Here is a 14,845-nt window from a genome sequence, read left to right on the forward strand (position 1 = left end):
TCGTATGGCGCGAACTTGACCCCCGGCCACCGGCACTGTAGGCGAAGCCCTGCCGACGCGACCGAGGGGAACGAACCGAAAACCAGCCGGAGAAATACAAAACGCAGGGAACGAGGACACCGGTTGGATGGTGCGGCTGCCGGTGAGGGCGTGGTGGCGGGTCGGTGGTCAGTTAGTCGAGAACACGCCCGGGTGCAGTGCAGCGCGATATGGGGCATGTGCCACAACAGCCAACCGCCAGCTGCTGATATCCCTGGTAGACCTCAATGTCCGCAGCATCGGCCTTGGCGGCGAGGTCAATCCGCTGTCGGCCGGTGTCCATCTCGGCAGTCGGGCCGGTCCGCACCCGCCAGCCCAGAATGCGCACCTTCGGGACTGTCGCGCTGCCAGCTCCAGACCGGCGGCCGAACTCGCCGAGCCGCCGGTACCGAACCACTGGGCCTTGCCATTCTTCCGGTCGGTTTTCGGTTCGTTCCCCTCGGTCGCGTCGGCAGGGCTTCGCCTACAGTGCCGGTGGCCGGGGGTCAAGTTCGCGCTGCGCGAAACCGCCGCCTACCTGCATGTCCGCCGCGCGCGGACTTTACCCCCGGACACCGGTGCTGTACCCCCCGGGCTGACGACGCGACCGAGGGGAACGGACCGCAACCACCCCAGGGACCGCCGCCGCTGAGACTGATCCGGCCACCCTAGGGAACCGCGCTAGTTTCCCTGAGGTTGCCGAGGCCCGCCGGAGGCCCGGCCGTTCATCACAGCCCTTGACCTTGACCTTGACCTTCAGCCTTTGATCTTCATCTCTTGATCTTGCCTGTGCCGTTGATCTTGCTCTTGCTCTTGATCTGGCCCTTTGCCCTTGCTCCAACCTGCCGGAGTTGAAGAGGCCTGAGGTGAGGCGGGGTTGTGAACGCGGGAACCGGCAGCCGACAAACACACCCGCCGACCCGAACCCCGAACCGGCACAACCATGACCGAAGGCCGTAAAAAGCTTTGAAACCCACAACCCAACAGCAACCCGGCCCACAAACCCCAACCTCCAGAAGAGGATCCGAGCCCTGAACAGCCCACAGCCAGGACCCACCCCACGCAACCGCCGCCACGGTCACGCAACGAAGAAATCTCAGTGCGGCCAGAACGACAGCACCCGCTCGCCGCGGCAGGCAAAGAGAACTGTGCGGCACCGGCACCAACCAAGCTGGCTACTCTGCGGTCTTCGTACTCCTACTGCTGCCAGCCCTTCTCACGGTCGTGCTTGCCGCCCGCTCACAAGCCGTGCCAGCCATCCCCACCCCAACCGTCGGCGAACAACCCCACCCGAGCAGGCCTACTGTTCCGGCAGAAGGGTGACAGCCGCCTCGACGAACTCCGCGACCAGTCCGCCGGTCTGGCCGATAGGCCAAGCCGCGGCCACCCGGTTGGGGCCGAGATCCTCGACCGGGATCACCTCGATGCCCGGCCTGGTGTAGAAGTTCGCGGTGGAGGCCGGGATCACGGCGATCCCCTGTCCGCCGGCGACGAGTTCGAGCTTCTCCTCGACGCTGTGGATCGCCGGTACCGGGCGGCGGTCGCCTGTTCGCAGCTCCACCGCGATGTCACGCCATTCGGGGACCGCGTCAGGGTCCTGCAGGAGGTGATCGGCCGCCAGGTCGGCGACGCGCACGGCTTCCTTGCCCGCGAGGCGGTGCGCCGAGGCCACCACGACCACCCGCGGCTCGGTGAACAGCGGCCTGATCTCCAGGCCCGCCGGGTCGATCGGCAGCCGCACGATGCCGACCTGCGCGCGGGCGTCGTGGAGCACCGCCACCTGGTCGTGCCAGCCGGTGCGCAGCATCCGCACGTCCAGCCCGGGATGGCGCTCGCGGAGCAGGCGGACGACCGGGGTCACCGTGATCCCCGGCATGAAGCCGATCGTGAAGCGGGTGAGGCCCTCGCCGGCCGCGCGCACCCGGCGCAGCAGCGCGTCCGCACCGGCCAGCAGCGGCTTGGCCTCCTGGACCAGCTGTTCGCCGGCCGGTGTCAGCTCGGTGTGGCGGCGGTCCCGCATGAACAGCTCCGCGCCCAGTTCGCCTTCCAGCGCCCGGATCTGACGGGAGAGCGCGGGCTGGGCGATGTGCAGGCGCTCCGCGGCGCGTCCGAAGTGGAGTTCCTCGGCCACCGCGAGGAAGTAGCGGAGCTTGCGCAGGTCGACGTCCATGCGGTTCCTTCGGATGTCAGATCCGCTCGAAGGTCTCGAGCGGATCGTCGTGCGTCGGTGCCCAGCCCAGCTCCCGGCGGGCCTTGGCCGAGGTCAGGCGCTGGTCCAGCGCGAACGCGTCCGCGATGGGCCCCATCTGGGCGCGGGCCTGTTCCATTGTGATCGACGCCGTCTTGCCCGCAAGCCCGGCGCCGCGCGCCGCCGCCTCGGCGACTTCCTTCGTCGTCGGGTGGCTCTCGCCGACCCCGATATAGACCGATCCCGCCTTCGCCGAGAGCGCGGCGGCATACAGCGTCGCTATGTCGTCGATGTGCACCAGCGCCCAGCGGTTGGCGCCGTCACCGATATACGGAACGGCACCATTCAGTTTACCCGGCGTGATGAAGAAGTGGTCGATCAGCCGGTTGTCGCCTCCATAGAGCAGCCCCGGTTGCACGATGACCGGACGGCCGCCGTCAGCGGCACGCGCCAAGACCTGGCCTTCGACCGACTCGCGCCAGGCCACCACGCTCGGCGGGTTCCACGACGCGGTCTCGTCCTGCACGCCGTGGGTGTCGCCGTAGACCCAGCTGCCACCGGTGTGTACGTAGGTTCCGGCTCCGACGCCGTCCTGCATGGCCGTGGCCGCGGCGAGATCCGTCTGCGCAGAGTCGGCCTGCGCGAGGTGGATCACCGCTTCGGCACGTACGGCCGCATGATTGAGCACGTCCAGGTCGGTCAGCCCGCCGCGCACCGCGACCGCTCCCGCTGCCGTCACGGCCTGTGCCGAGCCCTCGCTGCGGGCCAGCGCCTCCACGACGTGACCGCGGCGCACCAGCTCGGCGATCGTGGCCCGGCCGATGTAGCCGGATCCACCCGTCAGGAAAATCCTCATGTCTCATCCCTCGTCGTTCTTCAGGTTCGTCTCCACCCTGCGGCCTGATCGACGCCGACGTCCAAGACCTGTATCACGCTCTGTGATGCCCGTAAGGCATCACGCCGCGCAGATGCCGCGCGCGTCACGTAGATGCCGCGCAGATACCCGGACGGCATCACAGGACGCGCGACAGGTCTTGGACAGCACGAGGTCGGGAGATCGACAGTGGATGTGTCGCCGCGACAGCGGCCCGAGAGGAATCTCGAACACTTCTCCTGAAGGTGTAACGATGGCTCACATCCTGATCACCGGATCCTCCGACGGGCTCGGCCTGATGGCCGGTCGACTGCTGGTCGGCCAGGGCCACGCGGTCACTCTGCACGCCCGCAACGACCAGCGGGCCGCGCACGCCCGCGCCGCTGTGCCCGACGCCGAGAACGTGCTGGTGGGCGATCTGGGATCGCTGGACGGCATCCGATCGCTCGCCGCCGCGGCCAACGCGGCGGGCCGGTTCGACGCCGTCATCCACAACGCGGGCATCGGCTTTCGCGAGCCGCGCCGCGTCCAGACCGTCGACGGCCTGTCCCAGCTGTTCACGATCAACGTCCTCGCGCCCTACCTGCTGACCGCGCTGATGACGCGGCCCGGCCGACTGGTCTACCTCAGCTCGGGCCTGGCCCGCAGCGGGGATCCGGACCTGTCCGATCCGCAGTGGACCGACCGCCGCTGGAGCGGCACGCAGGCTTACAGCGACAGCAAGCTGTTCGATGTCCTGCTCGCCTTCGGGGTCGCGCGCCGATGGCCGGACGTGCTGTCGAACTCCGTGGAACCCGGGTGGGTCGCGACGAGGATGGGCGGGCCCGGCGCGCCGGACGACCTGGATCAGGGCCCTGTGACTCAAGCCTGGCTCGCCGTCAGCGACGACCCGGCCGCGATGGTCACCGGCCGGCACTTCTACCACCGGCAAGAGCGCTTCGTCTCCGCCGAGGCGCAGGACGCGACGCTTCAAGACGCGCTGCTCGACTACTGCGCTGAGCTCACCGGCACAGCGATTTGAAATGACGGTCTGAAATGACGGTCTGAAATGACGATCCGAGAGGAAGAGCCCGCCATGCCCAACGAGATCCTGATCACCGGCGGCTATGTGGTGACGTTCGACGACGCACTCGGCGACGTCCCCGGCGGCGACGTGCGCGTGCTCGACGGCGTCACCCCGCAGATGACCGGATACGGCTACGGCCCCGCCGTCCTGACCGGGATCTCCCTCAAACACACCCCGGCCGACATCTACGCCGGCACCCTGTGGGGAGCGTTGCAGGCACTGGACGCCGGCATCACCACGATCGGCGACTGGGCCCACGCGCTCCAGTCGGCCGACCACGCCGACGCCGATCTGCGCGGCCTGCGCGAATCCGGGATCCGCGGCGTCTTCTTCTACGGCGGCCCCGGCCCGGCCAGCACCGATCCCAACCCGCCGCACCCGCTCGACGCCCGGCGCATGCGCGACGAGCAGTTCCCCGCCGACAGCGACACCGGAGGACCCGGCGGGCACCGAGCACACGGAGAACCCGGAACACACGCAGGACCGGGAGCACACGCAGGACCGGGAAAGCACGGAAGACTTCGCATGGGCATGGCACTGCGCGGGCCCTGCTTCACGATGGTGCACGAGGTCGCCCTGCACCAGCGGGACATGCTGCGGCTGGCCACGCTCAGCGGGGCCGAGGTACTCGGCCTGGCCGACCAGACCGGTTCCCTCACCCCCGGCAAGCAGGCCGACATCGCCGTCGTCGACCTGCGCTCGCCGCACCTGGACGGCTTCGGCGATCCGGTCGCGATGCTCGGACTCGGCGCCGGCCCGGCCGACGTCGAGACGGTCCTGGTCGGCGGAGAGTTCGCCAAACGCGACGGCGTCCTGGCCGGGCCGCACGCGACCGAGGCACGAGCCCTCATGCACGAGACACAAGACCGGCTGCGCGCCACGATCGGCTGAAGACCGGTGTCAGTCCGGCTTCGAGACCTGGTAGTGGTCGAGGAACCAGCCTTCTGACTCCCTCTTGGCCAGAACGCTGATATACACCGGGAGCGTCGGACGGTCGGTGAACGCGAAGGACACGCGAAGGTATCCGAGCACCAGAGCATCGGCGAGGCGCCGGGTGTGGAGGATCTGGTAGTCGGCCGTCATGCCGAGGGGCTGCGATGCGTAGTACTCGGCGACGCCGGGCCGCCCGACGCTGTATGGGTGCAGGCCCTGGAACAGCGCCTCCTCGGTGAAGAGAGCGGCGACGCGCTCGGGCTCGTGCGCGTCCACGTGGGTCTTCCAGCGGTCGAGGACGTCGCGGAGCGCCGTCTCGTTCTCGACCGCGGTCGTCGGCGAAGTTGCAGCCGGGGCCGTAGTGGTAGCCGTGGTCGTAGCAGTGCTAGTGGGCGTACTCGTGGAGTTCATGCTGACTCGCCTTCCTCAGTGGCCCGCCCGCGTTGTTGACCAGCGAGTCGATCCGCCCGAAGCGGGCGAGCGGCTCGGCGGCGATGCGGGCTCCGACGCCGGGTACCGCCACGTCGCCGGGCACCGTCAGCACCTCGGGGTCCTCCGAGGGCGCGATGGCGCGGGAGTTGGCGACGACGGCGTATCCGAGCTTGCGATAGGCGGGGACGAGCGCCGCGCCGATGCCCTGCGAGGCACCGGTGATGATGACGACCTTCTGCTTGCCGGCCATGGCGATGGCTCACTTTCGGGATCGGGGTAGGGCGATCTTCGGTCCGCAGCCGGCCGCGACGCCACGACCTGCTGCCTCCGGCTGTGAGCCCCCGGCTCCCACCGCAGGCGGCCGTAGGATGAGGGGGTGGAACTGCGTCAGTTGCGCTACTTCGTCGTGGTCGCCGAGGAGTTGAACTTCGGGCGCGCCGCCGACCGGCTGCGCATCGCCGGTCCGTCGCTGTCCCAGCAGATCAAGGCGCTTGAGCGGGATCTCGGGGTGCGGTTGTTCGACCGCGACCGCCGCTCGGTGGCGCTCACCTCGACCGGCGAGGTCCTGCTGACAGACGCGCGGGCGGTCCTGGAACAGGCCGACCGGCTGCGCCGGCACGCCGCAGGTCTGTCCGGCGGCGAGCCGGTCCGCCTCGGGTACGTCAACTGGCGGCCGCCGGACCTGGCCGAACAAGTCGCGGGGGTCGCCGACCTGCGGGTGGACGCCTGGGTCCTGCCTTCGCACGCCCAGGCCGCCCGGGTCGCCGAGCGCAGCATCGACCTGGCGATCTGCTGGGTGCAGACCGCCGACCTGGCCGAGTACGAACTCGAAGCGGCCTTGATCGGGGCCGATGAACTGTACGCGGTGAGCACCGGTACGCAGACCTCGGCGGTCGCCGCGCAGGACACCGTGGTCCTCGTGGACGCCGACACGGACAGCTGGTCGTCATGGAACCTCTACGCCAGCCAGTTCGCCCGGGACACCGGCGCCCGCATCGAACGCGTCGACGACGGCGGCATCACCGGGCCGGCGTTCTTCGAACACGTCCGCAGACTGCGCCGGCCGGTACTCAACTCACCGAAGGGCCAGCACGCCGCGCTGCCCCCGGACCTGGCCCGGCGGCCGGTCGTCCGTCCGGCGCCGTACTGGACCTGGTCGCTGGTGGCCCGCCGCGACGAGACCCGCACGGCGGTCCGCGGCGTGATCAAAGCCCTGACGGACGGCGTCGGCACGCTGGGCCTGGACGCCGCGGGGGCTTGGCTTCCGCACACGGACCCGCACCACCCGCTCGGCCAACCGCTCAGCCAACCGCGCGGCCATCCGTAGGAGTCCGAGCCTCCCAGGCGGAGGTCGCAGGTCGTGGCACCGCCGGTGGCGGTGCACCCTTCGGGGCATGAGGGAGTCGGCCGGCCTGCGGCGGCGGGGCGAGGTAGGGGAAGTAGTCCAGGACCGGCCCGGGTGTGAGCCCCGAGGAGAAGTCCTGGTTCACGACCATCTTGATGATGTTGGACGCGATGTCCTCGACGATGCCCTTACCGTTCTGAACGTCGCACCAGGGGTCCCAGAGCGCGACGGTCCCCGGCGAACCTGATGACGTTCGGGAGCAGCCTGTCGGCCGCCCACGCGCCGTAGGCCCGTGCCGTGGGGAACGCCTGGGGAGGTTTGCCATAGGTGCCGCCGGCCTCGACCACCGCCGCGATGTCGTCCCGGCCGATCGGGAAGGTCGCGCGGAACGTGATGTCCTCGACGTAGTCGTCGTCGGGTTGATCTGGACCCGCGAGCACCTGGCCGAACCCCTCAGCATGCCCGACGCCGCCGAAGCGATCGGCGTGAGCGAGCGAACCCTGCAACGCGCCGTGCAGCGCACCATCGGGACCTCGCCCATCCGCTTCGTCCAGGACTTGAGAATCGAAAGAGCCTGCCACCTGCTGCGCACCACCGACATGTCGGTGGAGACCATCTCCCGGAAAGTCGGCTACGAGCACCCCCGCACCCTGCGCTCGCTCCTGCGCGACCGCACCGGCAAGACCACGTCCGAACTCCGTGGCGGCGACCGCCGCTGATAGTGGAGCTCTGCGGCGACGCGGATCAGGCGCGCCTGGGCATATGCTGCCCACTGGCAGCCCGGCCGTTTCGACTTGTATTGGAGTCGGAAACCCAATGACCGCAGCGCTTTCCCACGACTCGGCGGCGTCAGGCCGGCGCCTGCCGCACCTGCCGCTGATCTTGATGTACCACTCGGTGGGCGTGCGGGCGCACGACCCGAACGATCTGGCCGTGACTCCGGAGCGGTTCGAGGAGCAGATGGCCACGCTGAGCCGGCGCGGGCTGCGCGGCGTCTCGGTGGCCGAGTTGCTCGCCGCCCGGGCCGCCGGGTCGGCGCGCGGGCTGATCGGCCTCACCTTCGACGACGGCTACACCGATGCCGTCGAGCACGCGCTGCCCGTCTTGCAGCGCTTCGGATTCTCGGCGACGTCCTTCGTTCTGTCCGGCCGGATCGGCGGGGCGAACGAGTGGGACGAGGGCACGCCGTGGCCGCTGCTGGACGAGGCGGGGATCCGGCGCTGGGCCGACGCCGGGTTCGAGGTCGGGTCGCATGGCGCGATGCACGTGGCACTGGCCGGCGCGGACCCGGAGGTGCTGCGCACCGAGGTCGCGGACAGTCGCAGGAAGCTGTCAGACCTCGTCGGGAAACCGGTGAGCGGCTACTGCTACGCCTACGGGTCGATGGACGCCGCGGCCCGCGCGGCGGTGGCCGAGGCCGGTTACGACTACGCCTGCGCCATCATCTCCCGGCTGTCCCTGGGGCCGCGGGCCCTGCCGAGGATCTACGTCGGCCAAGCCCATACATCGAAGCATATTGTCAAAATGCTGTATACGTATCGGCTCCACCGCCGGATTTCCGGTCGGAATACCGCCTGATCTCCAGGGCGCGCACGCCGGCCCGGCGCCCGTGGCGAATTCGATCACTCACATTCTGTCTCAGAATCCTTTCCTTCTCCCGCCCCCCGAATACCTTCACCACGCGTAAGCTGTCGTACACCTTCCGCCAAAAGCCATTGCGGGCTGCAGGGCTGGGCGGGTACCACCGTCAGACTTTCCCTTGGGGGGACTCGAATGCGTTCGCTGTCGGTAGTAATTCCAGCGTATAACGAAGCTGGGAACATTGAAGAGGTTATCGCTTCCATACCCGTATCGGAGTTGGCCGATCTGGGCTGGTCGACGAAGATCGTCGTGGTGGACAACAATTCCAGCGACGGGACCGGGGAGCTCGCGCGGTCCTGCGGCGCCCAAGTCGTGTTCCAGCCCGAGCAGGGCTACGGCAACGCCTACAAGGCCGGCTTCGCCGCCGCCGACGGCGAGGTGATCGCCTCCGGCGACGCCGACCGGACCTACCCGTTCGACTACCTCCCGGAGCTGCTGGCCAAGCTGGAGAGCTCCGGCGCGGACTTCCTGACCACCGATCGCCTGCACTCGGGCAACCGCGGCGCCATGAAGCAGTCCCACTTCTGGGCCAACCACATCCTGAGCTTCTTCTCCCGGCTGATCTTCCGGCACGACATCCGCGACTCGCAGTCCGGGATGTGGGTCTTCCACCGGCGGGTCTGGGCCGGAGTGGACGTCCGCTCCCCGGGCATGGCCTTCTCCCAGGAGATCAAGAACGCGGTGGTGCTCGCTGGCTATAAAGTGGCCGAGACGACCATCGAGTACCGGGTGCGCGGCGGCGATGTGAAGCTCAACTCAGTGCGCGACGGTGTTCGTAATCTGGCGCAACAGTTCGGCCACCGGATCCGGCACGACGGCCCGGCGTCCGGCGATTCCCAGCAAGACCAGGAAGTCCCCGTCCGGACCCAGGCCAAGAGCGTCCCGCTCCCGGCGATGCGTTCGGTGAACGTCTCATCGGCGAACGTGGCAACGGTGAACGTGGCAACGGCAGAAGGAGCAACACCGGGATGCCAGCCCAGCAGCGGCAGGGCCGCCTGAGCGATGTGATCACCCGGCTGTCCGCCGCGCGGTTCCGGAGATCCCTGCCGCAGCCGACCACAGAACCGGCTGCCCCCTACGCCGAGTCGCCGCGGTCCTGGTCCGCGATCCGGTCCCGGCTCACCCGGCAGCGCAGGCGGCTCGCGATCGGCACGGCGGGGGTCGCGGCCGTCGGCGTGCTGCTCGCGCTGCCGCCGATCCGCACCCAGCTGCGAGACTCCTTCACCCGGCTGCCGCAGCCCTACACGGCCCTGTACTTCACCTCACCGCCGCGGGTCGACGGCACCGTCCTGACCGTGCCGGTGAGCGTGCACGCCGTCGACACGAGCACTGACACCTACAACGTCCGCGTGTGGACGGTCGACGCCAAGGGCCGGGTCGACGACAGCCAGACCGCCGACCTCAAGTGGGACGGTCAGGCGCTGAGCGCCGTCGTCAGCATGCCCGTCAACCCCCAGGCCGACTACGTGTGGGTCGCGCTCAACGGCAGCACCGAGACCCTCCACTACAAGATCGCGGTGGCATGACCCAGCAGAGCTCCCCCGAGCACATACCCGCCACCGGCTCCGCGCCGGGCAGGCGCCGACACATCGTTCAGGTCACCCCGAACTACCCGCCGCTGCTCGGCGGCCTGGAGCAGGTGGTCCAGATCCTGGCCACCCGGCTCGCGGCCCGGAACGACGTCAGCGTGGTCACCACCGACAACAAGGCGGACGGCGCGCCGCACCGCGCGGTCGAGGCGGGCGGGGTCAAGGTCCGGCGACACCGGGCGCTGACCGTCGCGCACACCTCGCTCGCCCCCGGCATGTTCGGCTCGCTGCTGCGGATCCGGCGCGGCACGGTGATCCATCTGCACTGCGCGACGGCGGTCGTGCCGGAGCAGGTCTGGATCAGTGCCCGAATACGTGGCCTGAAGTACCTGCTGCACTTCCACATGGAGGTCGACGCCTCCGGACCGCTCGGCCGCCTGCTGCCGTTCTACAAGACGCACCTGTTCGGCCGGGTCGTCCGGGGCGCGGCCGGGGTCATCGTGCTCACCGAGTCCCAGCGCGACTTCCTGGCCGAGCGCTACGGCGTGGACCCGGCGTTGGTCCACGTGGTCCCCAACGGCGTGGCCGAGGAGTTCTTCCTGCCGCTGCGCGCGCCGAGTACGGAGCCTGCGACCGGTTCGAGTCCTGACCCGCTGCGGCTGCTGTTCGTCGGCCGCCTCGACATCCAGAAGAACGTCGCCCGGCTCCTCGACGCGATGGCGCGGGTCACCGAGCCGGTGCGGCTGCGGCTCGTCGGCGACGGCGACCTGCGCCAGGCCCTGCAGGCGCAGGCGAGCCGGCTCGGGCTGGACGACCGGGTGGAGTTCGTCGGCCGCAAGCACGGCGAGGACCTGGTCAAGGAGTATGAGGACGCTGAGTTGTTCGTCCTGCCGTCGGACCGGGAGGGCATGGCGCTGGTGGCGCTGGAGGCCATGGCCGCCGGGCTGCCGGTGCTGGCCACGGCGGTGCCCGGCAACATCGAGACGGTCCAAGGCGTCGGAGTGCTCGTCGAGCCGACCCCGCAAGCCCTGGCCACCACGATCGACAGCCTGGCCCGGGACCGCTCGGCGCTGGCCGCCCCGGCGGCGGCGGGTGCGGCGCGGGTCGCCGACAGCCGCTGGGACCGCGTCGTGGCCGCGATCGAGGACGTCTACGAGCAGGTGGGATTCTGAAGACGGAGAGCTCGGACGCCAGAAAGGCACTCCTGGCGAGCGTCGTCCTCGCCGGTGTGACCGCCTCCTTCGGCGCCTACTACCTCCCCGGCCCGCTGGCCACCCTGGCCGGACTGTGGCTGATCCTCGGCGCGCCGACCGTGTTCTGGGTGGCCCTGGCACGGCGTGTCGTGTCCCGGATGGACTCCGCACTGCTCCTCGCCTTCGGCTTCGCCGTGGTCACCGACTTCGCCGTGCTGCTGCTCGTGAACTTCGGCGCACCGCTGGTCGGCTACAGCAGACCGCTCGCGGAGGTGCCGCTGGCGGCCGGGTTCGCGTTGGTCGACCTGGTGATCGGCTCGTTGTCCCCGGAGTGCGGACAGGGGACGTGGGCCCGGATCCGGCGGGTACGCCTGCCCGGCGTGCGGATCGTCGCGGGCTACGGCGCGCTGTGCGTCGTCCTGGCCGTCGCGGGCGCCACCCGGCTGAACAACGGACTCGGCCCGCAAGCCAGCATGCTGGCATACACGGCGATCGCCGGGATGCTGGCGCTGCTGCTGATCCGGCACAACCGGTACGCGGTCGAGGTGCTGGAGCTGGGCGTCTTCCTCGGCGCGGCCGCCTTGCTGCTGCTGACCTCGCTGCGCGGGTGGCTGATCACCGGGCACGACATCCAGGTCGAGTACGAGGTCTACCGGCTCAACCTCGGCGGCGGACACTGGGTGATCGCGGACTATCCGACCTCGTACAACGCCTGCCTGAGCATCACCTTGCTGCCGCTGGCACTGACCAAACTCACCGCGATCTCCGCCACCGGGGTCTGGAAGATCGTGTTCCCGCTGATGTTCGCGGTGGCGCCGGTCGCCCTGTTCCGGTCGGTCCACAACCTGGCCTCGCGGCAGGTGGCCCTGCTGTCCTCGGCGCTGTTCCTGACGTTCCCGACGTTCTTCACCGACATGGCGTACATGGCACGCCAGGAGATCGCGTTCGTCATCCTCGGCGCGGCGGCCGTGGTGATGTCCGAGCAGCACCGGGACGCCCGGCTGCGGCGCTACGCGATGATCCCCCTGCTGGCCGGGATCGTGCTCGCGCACTATGCGACGGCCTATGTGCTGGTGATGGTCCTGGGGTCAGGGGTGGTGGTCACGACGGTCTGGCGGCTGCTGGACCGGATCGGCGAGCGGCGGCGGACCCGGGCCGGCCGGCGCGCCCCCGCCGACATCTGGGACTACGGCGACTGGGACTACGTCGACGACGTCACCGACAGCGGCGACGACGATGACGACAGCTCCGATAACCCTGAGAGCTCTGAGAGCTCTGACAACGAGGCCGCGAAACCGAGATCAGCCGCCCCGGCGTTCCTCACCGTCTGGCTGGTCGCCCTCACCGCGGTCCTGGCCGTGGCCTGGGCTGGCCCGATCACCCACACCAGCGGGCAACTGACCAGCACTCTGTTCTCCTCCTGGCAAGAGGTCATCGGCCACTCCTCGGACGTCGGCTCCGCCGACACCAGCAACAGCCTGGTCGGCGGCTCCCACGTCACCGACGACCAGCGCATGGCCGCCTACCTGGCCGAGACCCGCGCTTCGACCGCCCACGACCGTGACCAGGGTCTGCTGTACCCGCAAGACGTGATCGACAAGGCCCCGACCCCGGTCACCGCCATCCCTGACCTGCCGTTGACCTCGGTCGGCACCGGCCTGCAGCGCCTGGGCCTGCCGGTGGCGAGCCTGAACGGCCTGGTCCGCTTCGGCATCGCCGCCGCGATCCAGCTGCTGCTGGTGATCGGCACGGCCGTGGCCCTGCTGGGCCTGCGCTACCGGCGGATCCGGGCCGAGCTGACCCCGAGCCGGGACCAGGCCGCGCTGGCCGTGGGCTCGATCGCGGTGCTGGTCCTGCTGACGCTCGTGCCGCAGCTGACGGTCGATTACAGCGTCCTGCGCGCGCTGCAGCAAGGCATCTTCTTCTTCGGCCCGTTCATGGCCGCCGGCCTGCTCTGGGCACTGCGCTGGTGCGGCCGCTACCGGACGCCGGTGCTCGCGACGGTGCTGGCCGTGATGGCGGTCGACCTCACCGGCGTCGTACCGCGCCTCACCGGCGGCTATCCGCCGCAGCTCGCGCTGTCGGACTCCGGCCAGTACTACGACGAGTACTACCCGACCCCTGAGGAGCTGGACGCGGCCGCCTGGCTCCAGAGCGTGTACGACCACATCCCGCCCGACGCGCAGCAGACCATGCTGCTCCAGACCAGCCAGGACGTCTTCGAGCGGATTCAGAGCGTCTACATCGGTCCGGCCGAGGGCACGGTCGATCCGCTCCTGCTGCGACCCGGGAGCTACGTCATGCTCGGGCACGCGGAGGTGGACCAGGATCGGGCGTCCATCGACTATCGGGGCACGGCGGTGCCGTACGTGTACCCGACCGCTCTGCTCGAAGACCTGAAGGACAAGATCTACGTCAGCCCCGGAGTGGAGATCTACCGATGAGCCACGACGACGCCGGACCACTCAAAGTCCTTATGGTCAGCCACTACTACCCGCCGCACCTGGGCGGCATAGAGAACGTCGCACACGCCGAAGCCCGGCACCTGACCGCCGCCGGGATGCAGGTGACCGTGCTCACCAGCGGGGAACGGAGCGGCGTCACCGTCGAGGACGGGGTCCGGGTGGTGCGGGTCCGGGCCTGGAACGGGCTGGAGCGCAAGGCCGGAGTGCCGTTCCCGATCCCGGGACCGAAGCTGCTGCGCCGCGCGGTGCACTGGGCGCGGTGGGCTGACGTCGTGCACATCCACGATGCCTTCTACCTGACGTCGTGGGCCGCGCTCACCGCGGCGAAGCTGACCCACACCCCGATAGTGGCCACGCAGCACGTGGCGCTGGTGCACCACGACTCGGCCGCCGTGGGCCTGGTCCAGAAGGCCGTCTACGCGACGGCCGGACGGCTGCTCATGCGCGGCGCGCGGTCCGTCTTCACCATGAACTCCGACGTCGCGGCCTTCGCCCGCGGCCTCGGCGCGCGGCCGGAGCGGGTCCGCCATCTGCCGAACGGCGTCGACACCACGCTGTTCCGGCCGATCCGGGACGCCGCCGAGCAGGCCGCGGAGCGGGAGCGGCTGGGCCTGCCACAGGCGGGCGTGCTGGTGCTGTTCGTCGGGCGGTTCGTGCCCAAGAAGGGTTTCGACCTGCTGCTCGCGGCGGCCGATCCGGGCTACCGGCTGGTGTTCGCCGGCGGGCCGGCCGAAGCGCTGTCCGGAGCGCTGTCCGGAGCGGCGGAATCAGTGCTCTACCTCGGCTCCCTCGCCCCGGCCGAGGTGGCCGCGGTCTACCGGGCCTGCGACGTCTTCGCCCTGCCCTCGACCTCCGAGGGGTTCCCGCTCACCGTCCAGGAGGCGATGAGCTCCGGAATCGCCGTCCTGACCACCGACGACACCGGCTACGCGGCCTATGGCCTGGATCGTGATCGCGTATCGTTGGTGAACCGGGACACGGAGACGCTTCGCGTCCGGCTGCGGGAGATCGCCGCGGACTCCGAACTGCGCCGGCAGATGGGCAAGTACGCCCGGGAGTACGCGGTGGAGCGTTTCGCGTGGCCGGACCACGCTTCCCTGCTGATCGAGGCATACCGCGCGGCGATCCACCCGAAAACGAGTTCCGCCGACCGGGGATGAC

General features: G+C 69.7%; 15 protein-coding genes. 10 read left to right on the plus strand and 5 right to left on the minus strand.

The genetic code is table 11. The features are described from left to right. Positions 1-1,318: 1,318 nt before the first annotated feature. Entirely contained in the window at positions 1,319-2,188 is an 870-nt protein-coding gene (locus tag KGQ19_RS18960; protein ID WP_212010525.1) for a LysR family transcriptional regulator, read from the minus strand. A 16-nt stretch (positions 2,189-2,204) separates the two neighbouring features. Continuing rightward, complete coding sequence (locus KGQ19_RS18965; protein WP_212010526.1) at positions 2,205-3,062, minus strand: NAD-dependent epimerase/dehydratase family protein; 858 nt, start codon at positions 3,060-3,062, stop codon at positions 2,205-2,207. Positions 3,063-3,333: 271 nt separating this feature from the next. Here KGQ19_RS18965 and KGQ19_RS18970 point away from each other — a divergent pair, with 271 nt between their 5' ends. Then, positions 3,334-4,101, plus strand: coding sequence for an SDR family NAD(P)-dependent oxidoreductase (locus KGQ19_RS18970; protein WP_212010527.1), 768 nt, complete (start codon positions 3,334-3,336; stop codon positions 4,099-4,101). 27 nt (positions 4,102-4,128) lie between these two features. Further along, entirely contained in the window at positions 4,129-5,037 is a 909-nt protein-coding gene (locus tag KGQ19_RS18975) for an amidohydrolase family protein (protein ID WP_212010528.1), read from the plus strand. 9 nt (positions 5,038-5,046) lie between these two features. Here KGQ19_RS18975 and KGQ19_RS18980 read toward each other — a convergent pair whose 3' ends face one another. Next, positions 5,047-5,490 carry a nuclear transport factor 2 family protein gene (locus KGQ19_RS18980; protein WP_212010529.1) on the minus strand — a complete coding sequence of 148 codons (444 nt, stop codon included), beginning with the start codon at positions 5,488-5,490 and terminating at the stop codon, positions 5,047-5,049. Further along, positions 5,465-5,761 (minus strand): SDR family NAD(P)-dependent oxidoreductase, encoded by a 297-nt coding sequence (locus KGQ19_RS18985; protein ID WP_212010530.1) that lies wholly within the window; start codon positions 5,759-5,761, stop codon positions 5,465-5,467. The genes KGQ19_RS18980 and KGQ19_RS18985 overlap by 26 nt, the downstream gene beginning before the upstream one ends. A 126-nt stretch (positions 5,762-5,887) precedes the next feature. Between KGQ19_RS18985 and KGQ19_RS51940 the strand changes: the two genes are divergently transcribed. Further along, positions 5,888-6,838: a LysR family transcriptional regulator gene (locus tag KGQ19_RS51940; protein WP_212010531.1), complete on the plus strand. Its 951-nt coding sequence runs from the start codon at positions 5,888-5,890 to the stop codon at positions 6,836-6,838. A gap of 206 nt (positions 6,839-7,044) precedes the next feature. Here KGQ19_RS51940 and KGQ19_RS18995 read toward each other — a convergent pair whose 3' ends face one another. Next, a complete protein-coding gene (locus tag KGQ19_RS18995) occupies positions 7,045-7,296 on the minus strand; it encodes a hypothetical protein (protein ID WP_212010532.1) in 252 nt (83 codons plus the stop codon). Between the two features lie 18 nt (positions 7,297-7,314). Here KGQ19_RS18995 and KGQ19_RS19000 point away from each other — a divergent pair, with 18 nt between their 5' ends. The 7 genes from KGQ19_RS19000 (at position 7,315) to KGQ19_RS19030 (ending at position 14,844) form a co-directional block, all read left to right on the plus strand. After that, a complete protein-coding gene (locus tag KGQ19_RS19000) occupies positions 7,315-7,575 on the plus strand; it encodes a helix-turn-helix domain-containing protein (RefSeq protein ID WP_212238062.1) in 261 nt (86 codons plus the stop codon). A 97-nt stretch (positions 7,576-7,672) separates the two neighbouring features. After that, positions 7,673-8,434 carry a polysaccharide deacetylase family protein gene (locus KGQ19_RS19005; RefSeq protein ID WP_212010534.1) on the plus strand — a complete coding sequence of 254 codons (762 nt, stop codon included), beginning with the start codon at positions 7,673-7,675 and terminating at the stop codon, positions 8,432-8,434. 195 nt (positions 8,435-8,629) lie between these two features. Beyond that, complete coding sequence (locus KGQ19_RS19010; protein ID WP_212010535.1) at positions 8,630-9,496, plus strand: glycosyltransferase family 2 protein; 867 nt, start codon at positions 8,630-8,632, stop codon at positions 9,494-9,496. Continuing rightward, positions 9,466-10,023, plus strand: coding sequence for a hypothetical protein (locus tag KGQ19_RS19015; RefSeq protein WP_212010536.1), 558 nt, complete (start codon positions 9,466-9,468; stop codon positions 10,021-10,023). Before KGQ19_RS19010 ends, KGQ19_RS19015 begins: the two co-directional genes overlap by 31 nt. Then, complete coding sequence (locus KGQ19_RS19020) at positions 10,020-11,198, plus strand: glycosyltransferase family 4 protein (RefSeq protein ID WP_212010537.1); 1,179 nt, start codon at positions 10,020-10,022, stop codon at positions 11,196-11,198. Before KGQ19_RS19015 ends, KGQ19_RS19020 begins: the two co-directional genes overlap by 4 nt. Before the next feature lie 56 nt (positions 11,199-11,254). Next, complete coding sequence (locus tag KGQ19_RS19025; protein WP_212010538.1) at positions 11,255-13,663, plus strand: DUF2206 domain-containing protein; 2,409 nt, start codon at positions 11,255-11,257, stop codon at positions 13,661-13,663. Next, positions 13,660-14,844, plus strand: a complete 1,185-nt coding sequence (locus KGQ19_RS19030) for a glycosyltransferase family 4 protein (protein WP_212010539.1) — start codon at positions 13,660-13,662, stop codon at positions 14,842-14,844. Before KGQ19_RS19025 ends, KGQ19_RS19030 begins: the two co-directional genes overlap by 4 nt. Position 14,845 lies beyond the last annotated feature (1 nt).

The organism is Catenulispora pinistramenti, assembly GCF_018274385.1.
Classification (GTDB): Bacteria; Actinomycetota; Actinomycetes; order Streptomycetales; family Catenulisporaceae; genus Catenulispora; species Catenulispora pinistramenti.

What these genes read in the sequence shown, in the direction of transcription:
- KGQ19_RS18960 (WP_212010525.1), bottom strand. Translation starts at nt 2,188, where the DNA reads ATGGACGTCGACCTGCGCAAGCTCCGCTACTTCCTCGCGGTGGCCGAG.
- KGQ19_RS18965 (WP_212010526.1), bottom strand. Translation starts at nt 3,062, where the DNA reads ATGAGGATTTTCCTGACGGGTGGATCCGGCTACATCGGCCGGGCCACG.
- KGQ19_RS18970 (WP_212010527.1), top strand. Translation starts at nt 3,334, where the DNA reads ATGGCTCACATCCTGATCACCGGATCCTCCGACGGGCTCGGCCTGATG.
- KGQ19_RS18975 (WP_212010528.1), top strand. Translation starts at nt 4,129, where the DNA reads ATGACGATCCGAGAGGAAGAGCCCGCCATGCCCAACGAGATCCTGATC.
- KGQ19_RS18980 (WP_212010529.1), bottom strand. Translation starts at nt 5,490, where the DNA reads ATGAACTCCACGAGTACGCCCACTAGCACTGCTACGACCACGGCTACC.
- KGQ19_RS18985 (WP_212010530.1), bottom strand. Translation starts at nt 5,761, where the DNA reads ATGGCCGGCAAGCAGAAGGTCGTCATCATCACCGGTGCCTCGCAGGGC.
- KGQ19_RS19000 (WP_212238062.1), top strand. Translation starts at nt 7,315, where the DNA reads ATGCCCGACGCCGCCGAAGCGATCGGCGTGAGCGAGCGAACCCTGCAA.
- KGQ19_RS19005 (WP_212010534.1), top strand. Translation starts at nt 7,673, where the DNA reads ATGACCGCAGCGCTTTCCCACGACTCGGCGGCGTCAGGCCGGCGCCTG.
- KGQ19_RS19010 (WP_212010535.1), top strand. Translation starts at nt 8,630, where the DNA reads ATGCGTTCGCTGTCGGTAGTAATTCCAGCGTATAACGAAGCTGGGAAC.
- KGQ19_RS19015 (WP_212010536.1), top strand. Translation starts at nt 9,466, where the DNA reads ATGCCAGCCCAGCAGCGGCAGGGCCGCCTGAGCGATGTGATCACCCGG.
- KGQ19_RS19020 (WP_212010537.1), top strand. Translation starts at nt 10,020, where the DNA reads ATGACCCAGCAGAGCTCCCCCGAGCACATACCCGCCACCGGCTCCGCG.
- KGQ19_RS19030 (WP_212010539.1), top strand. Translation starts at nt 13,660, where the DNA reads ATGAGCCACGACGACGCCGGACCACTCAAAGTCCTTATGGTCAGCCAC.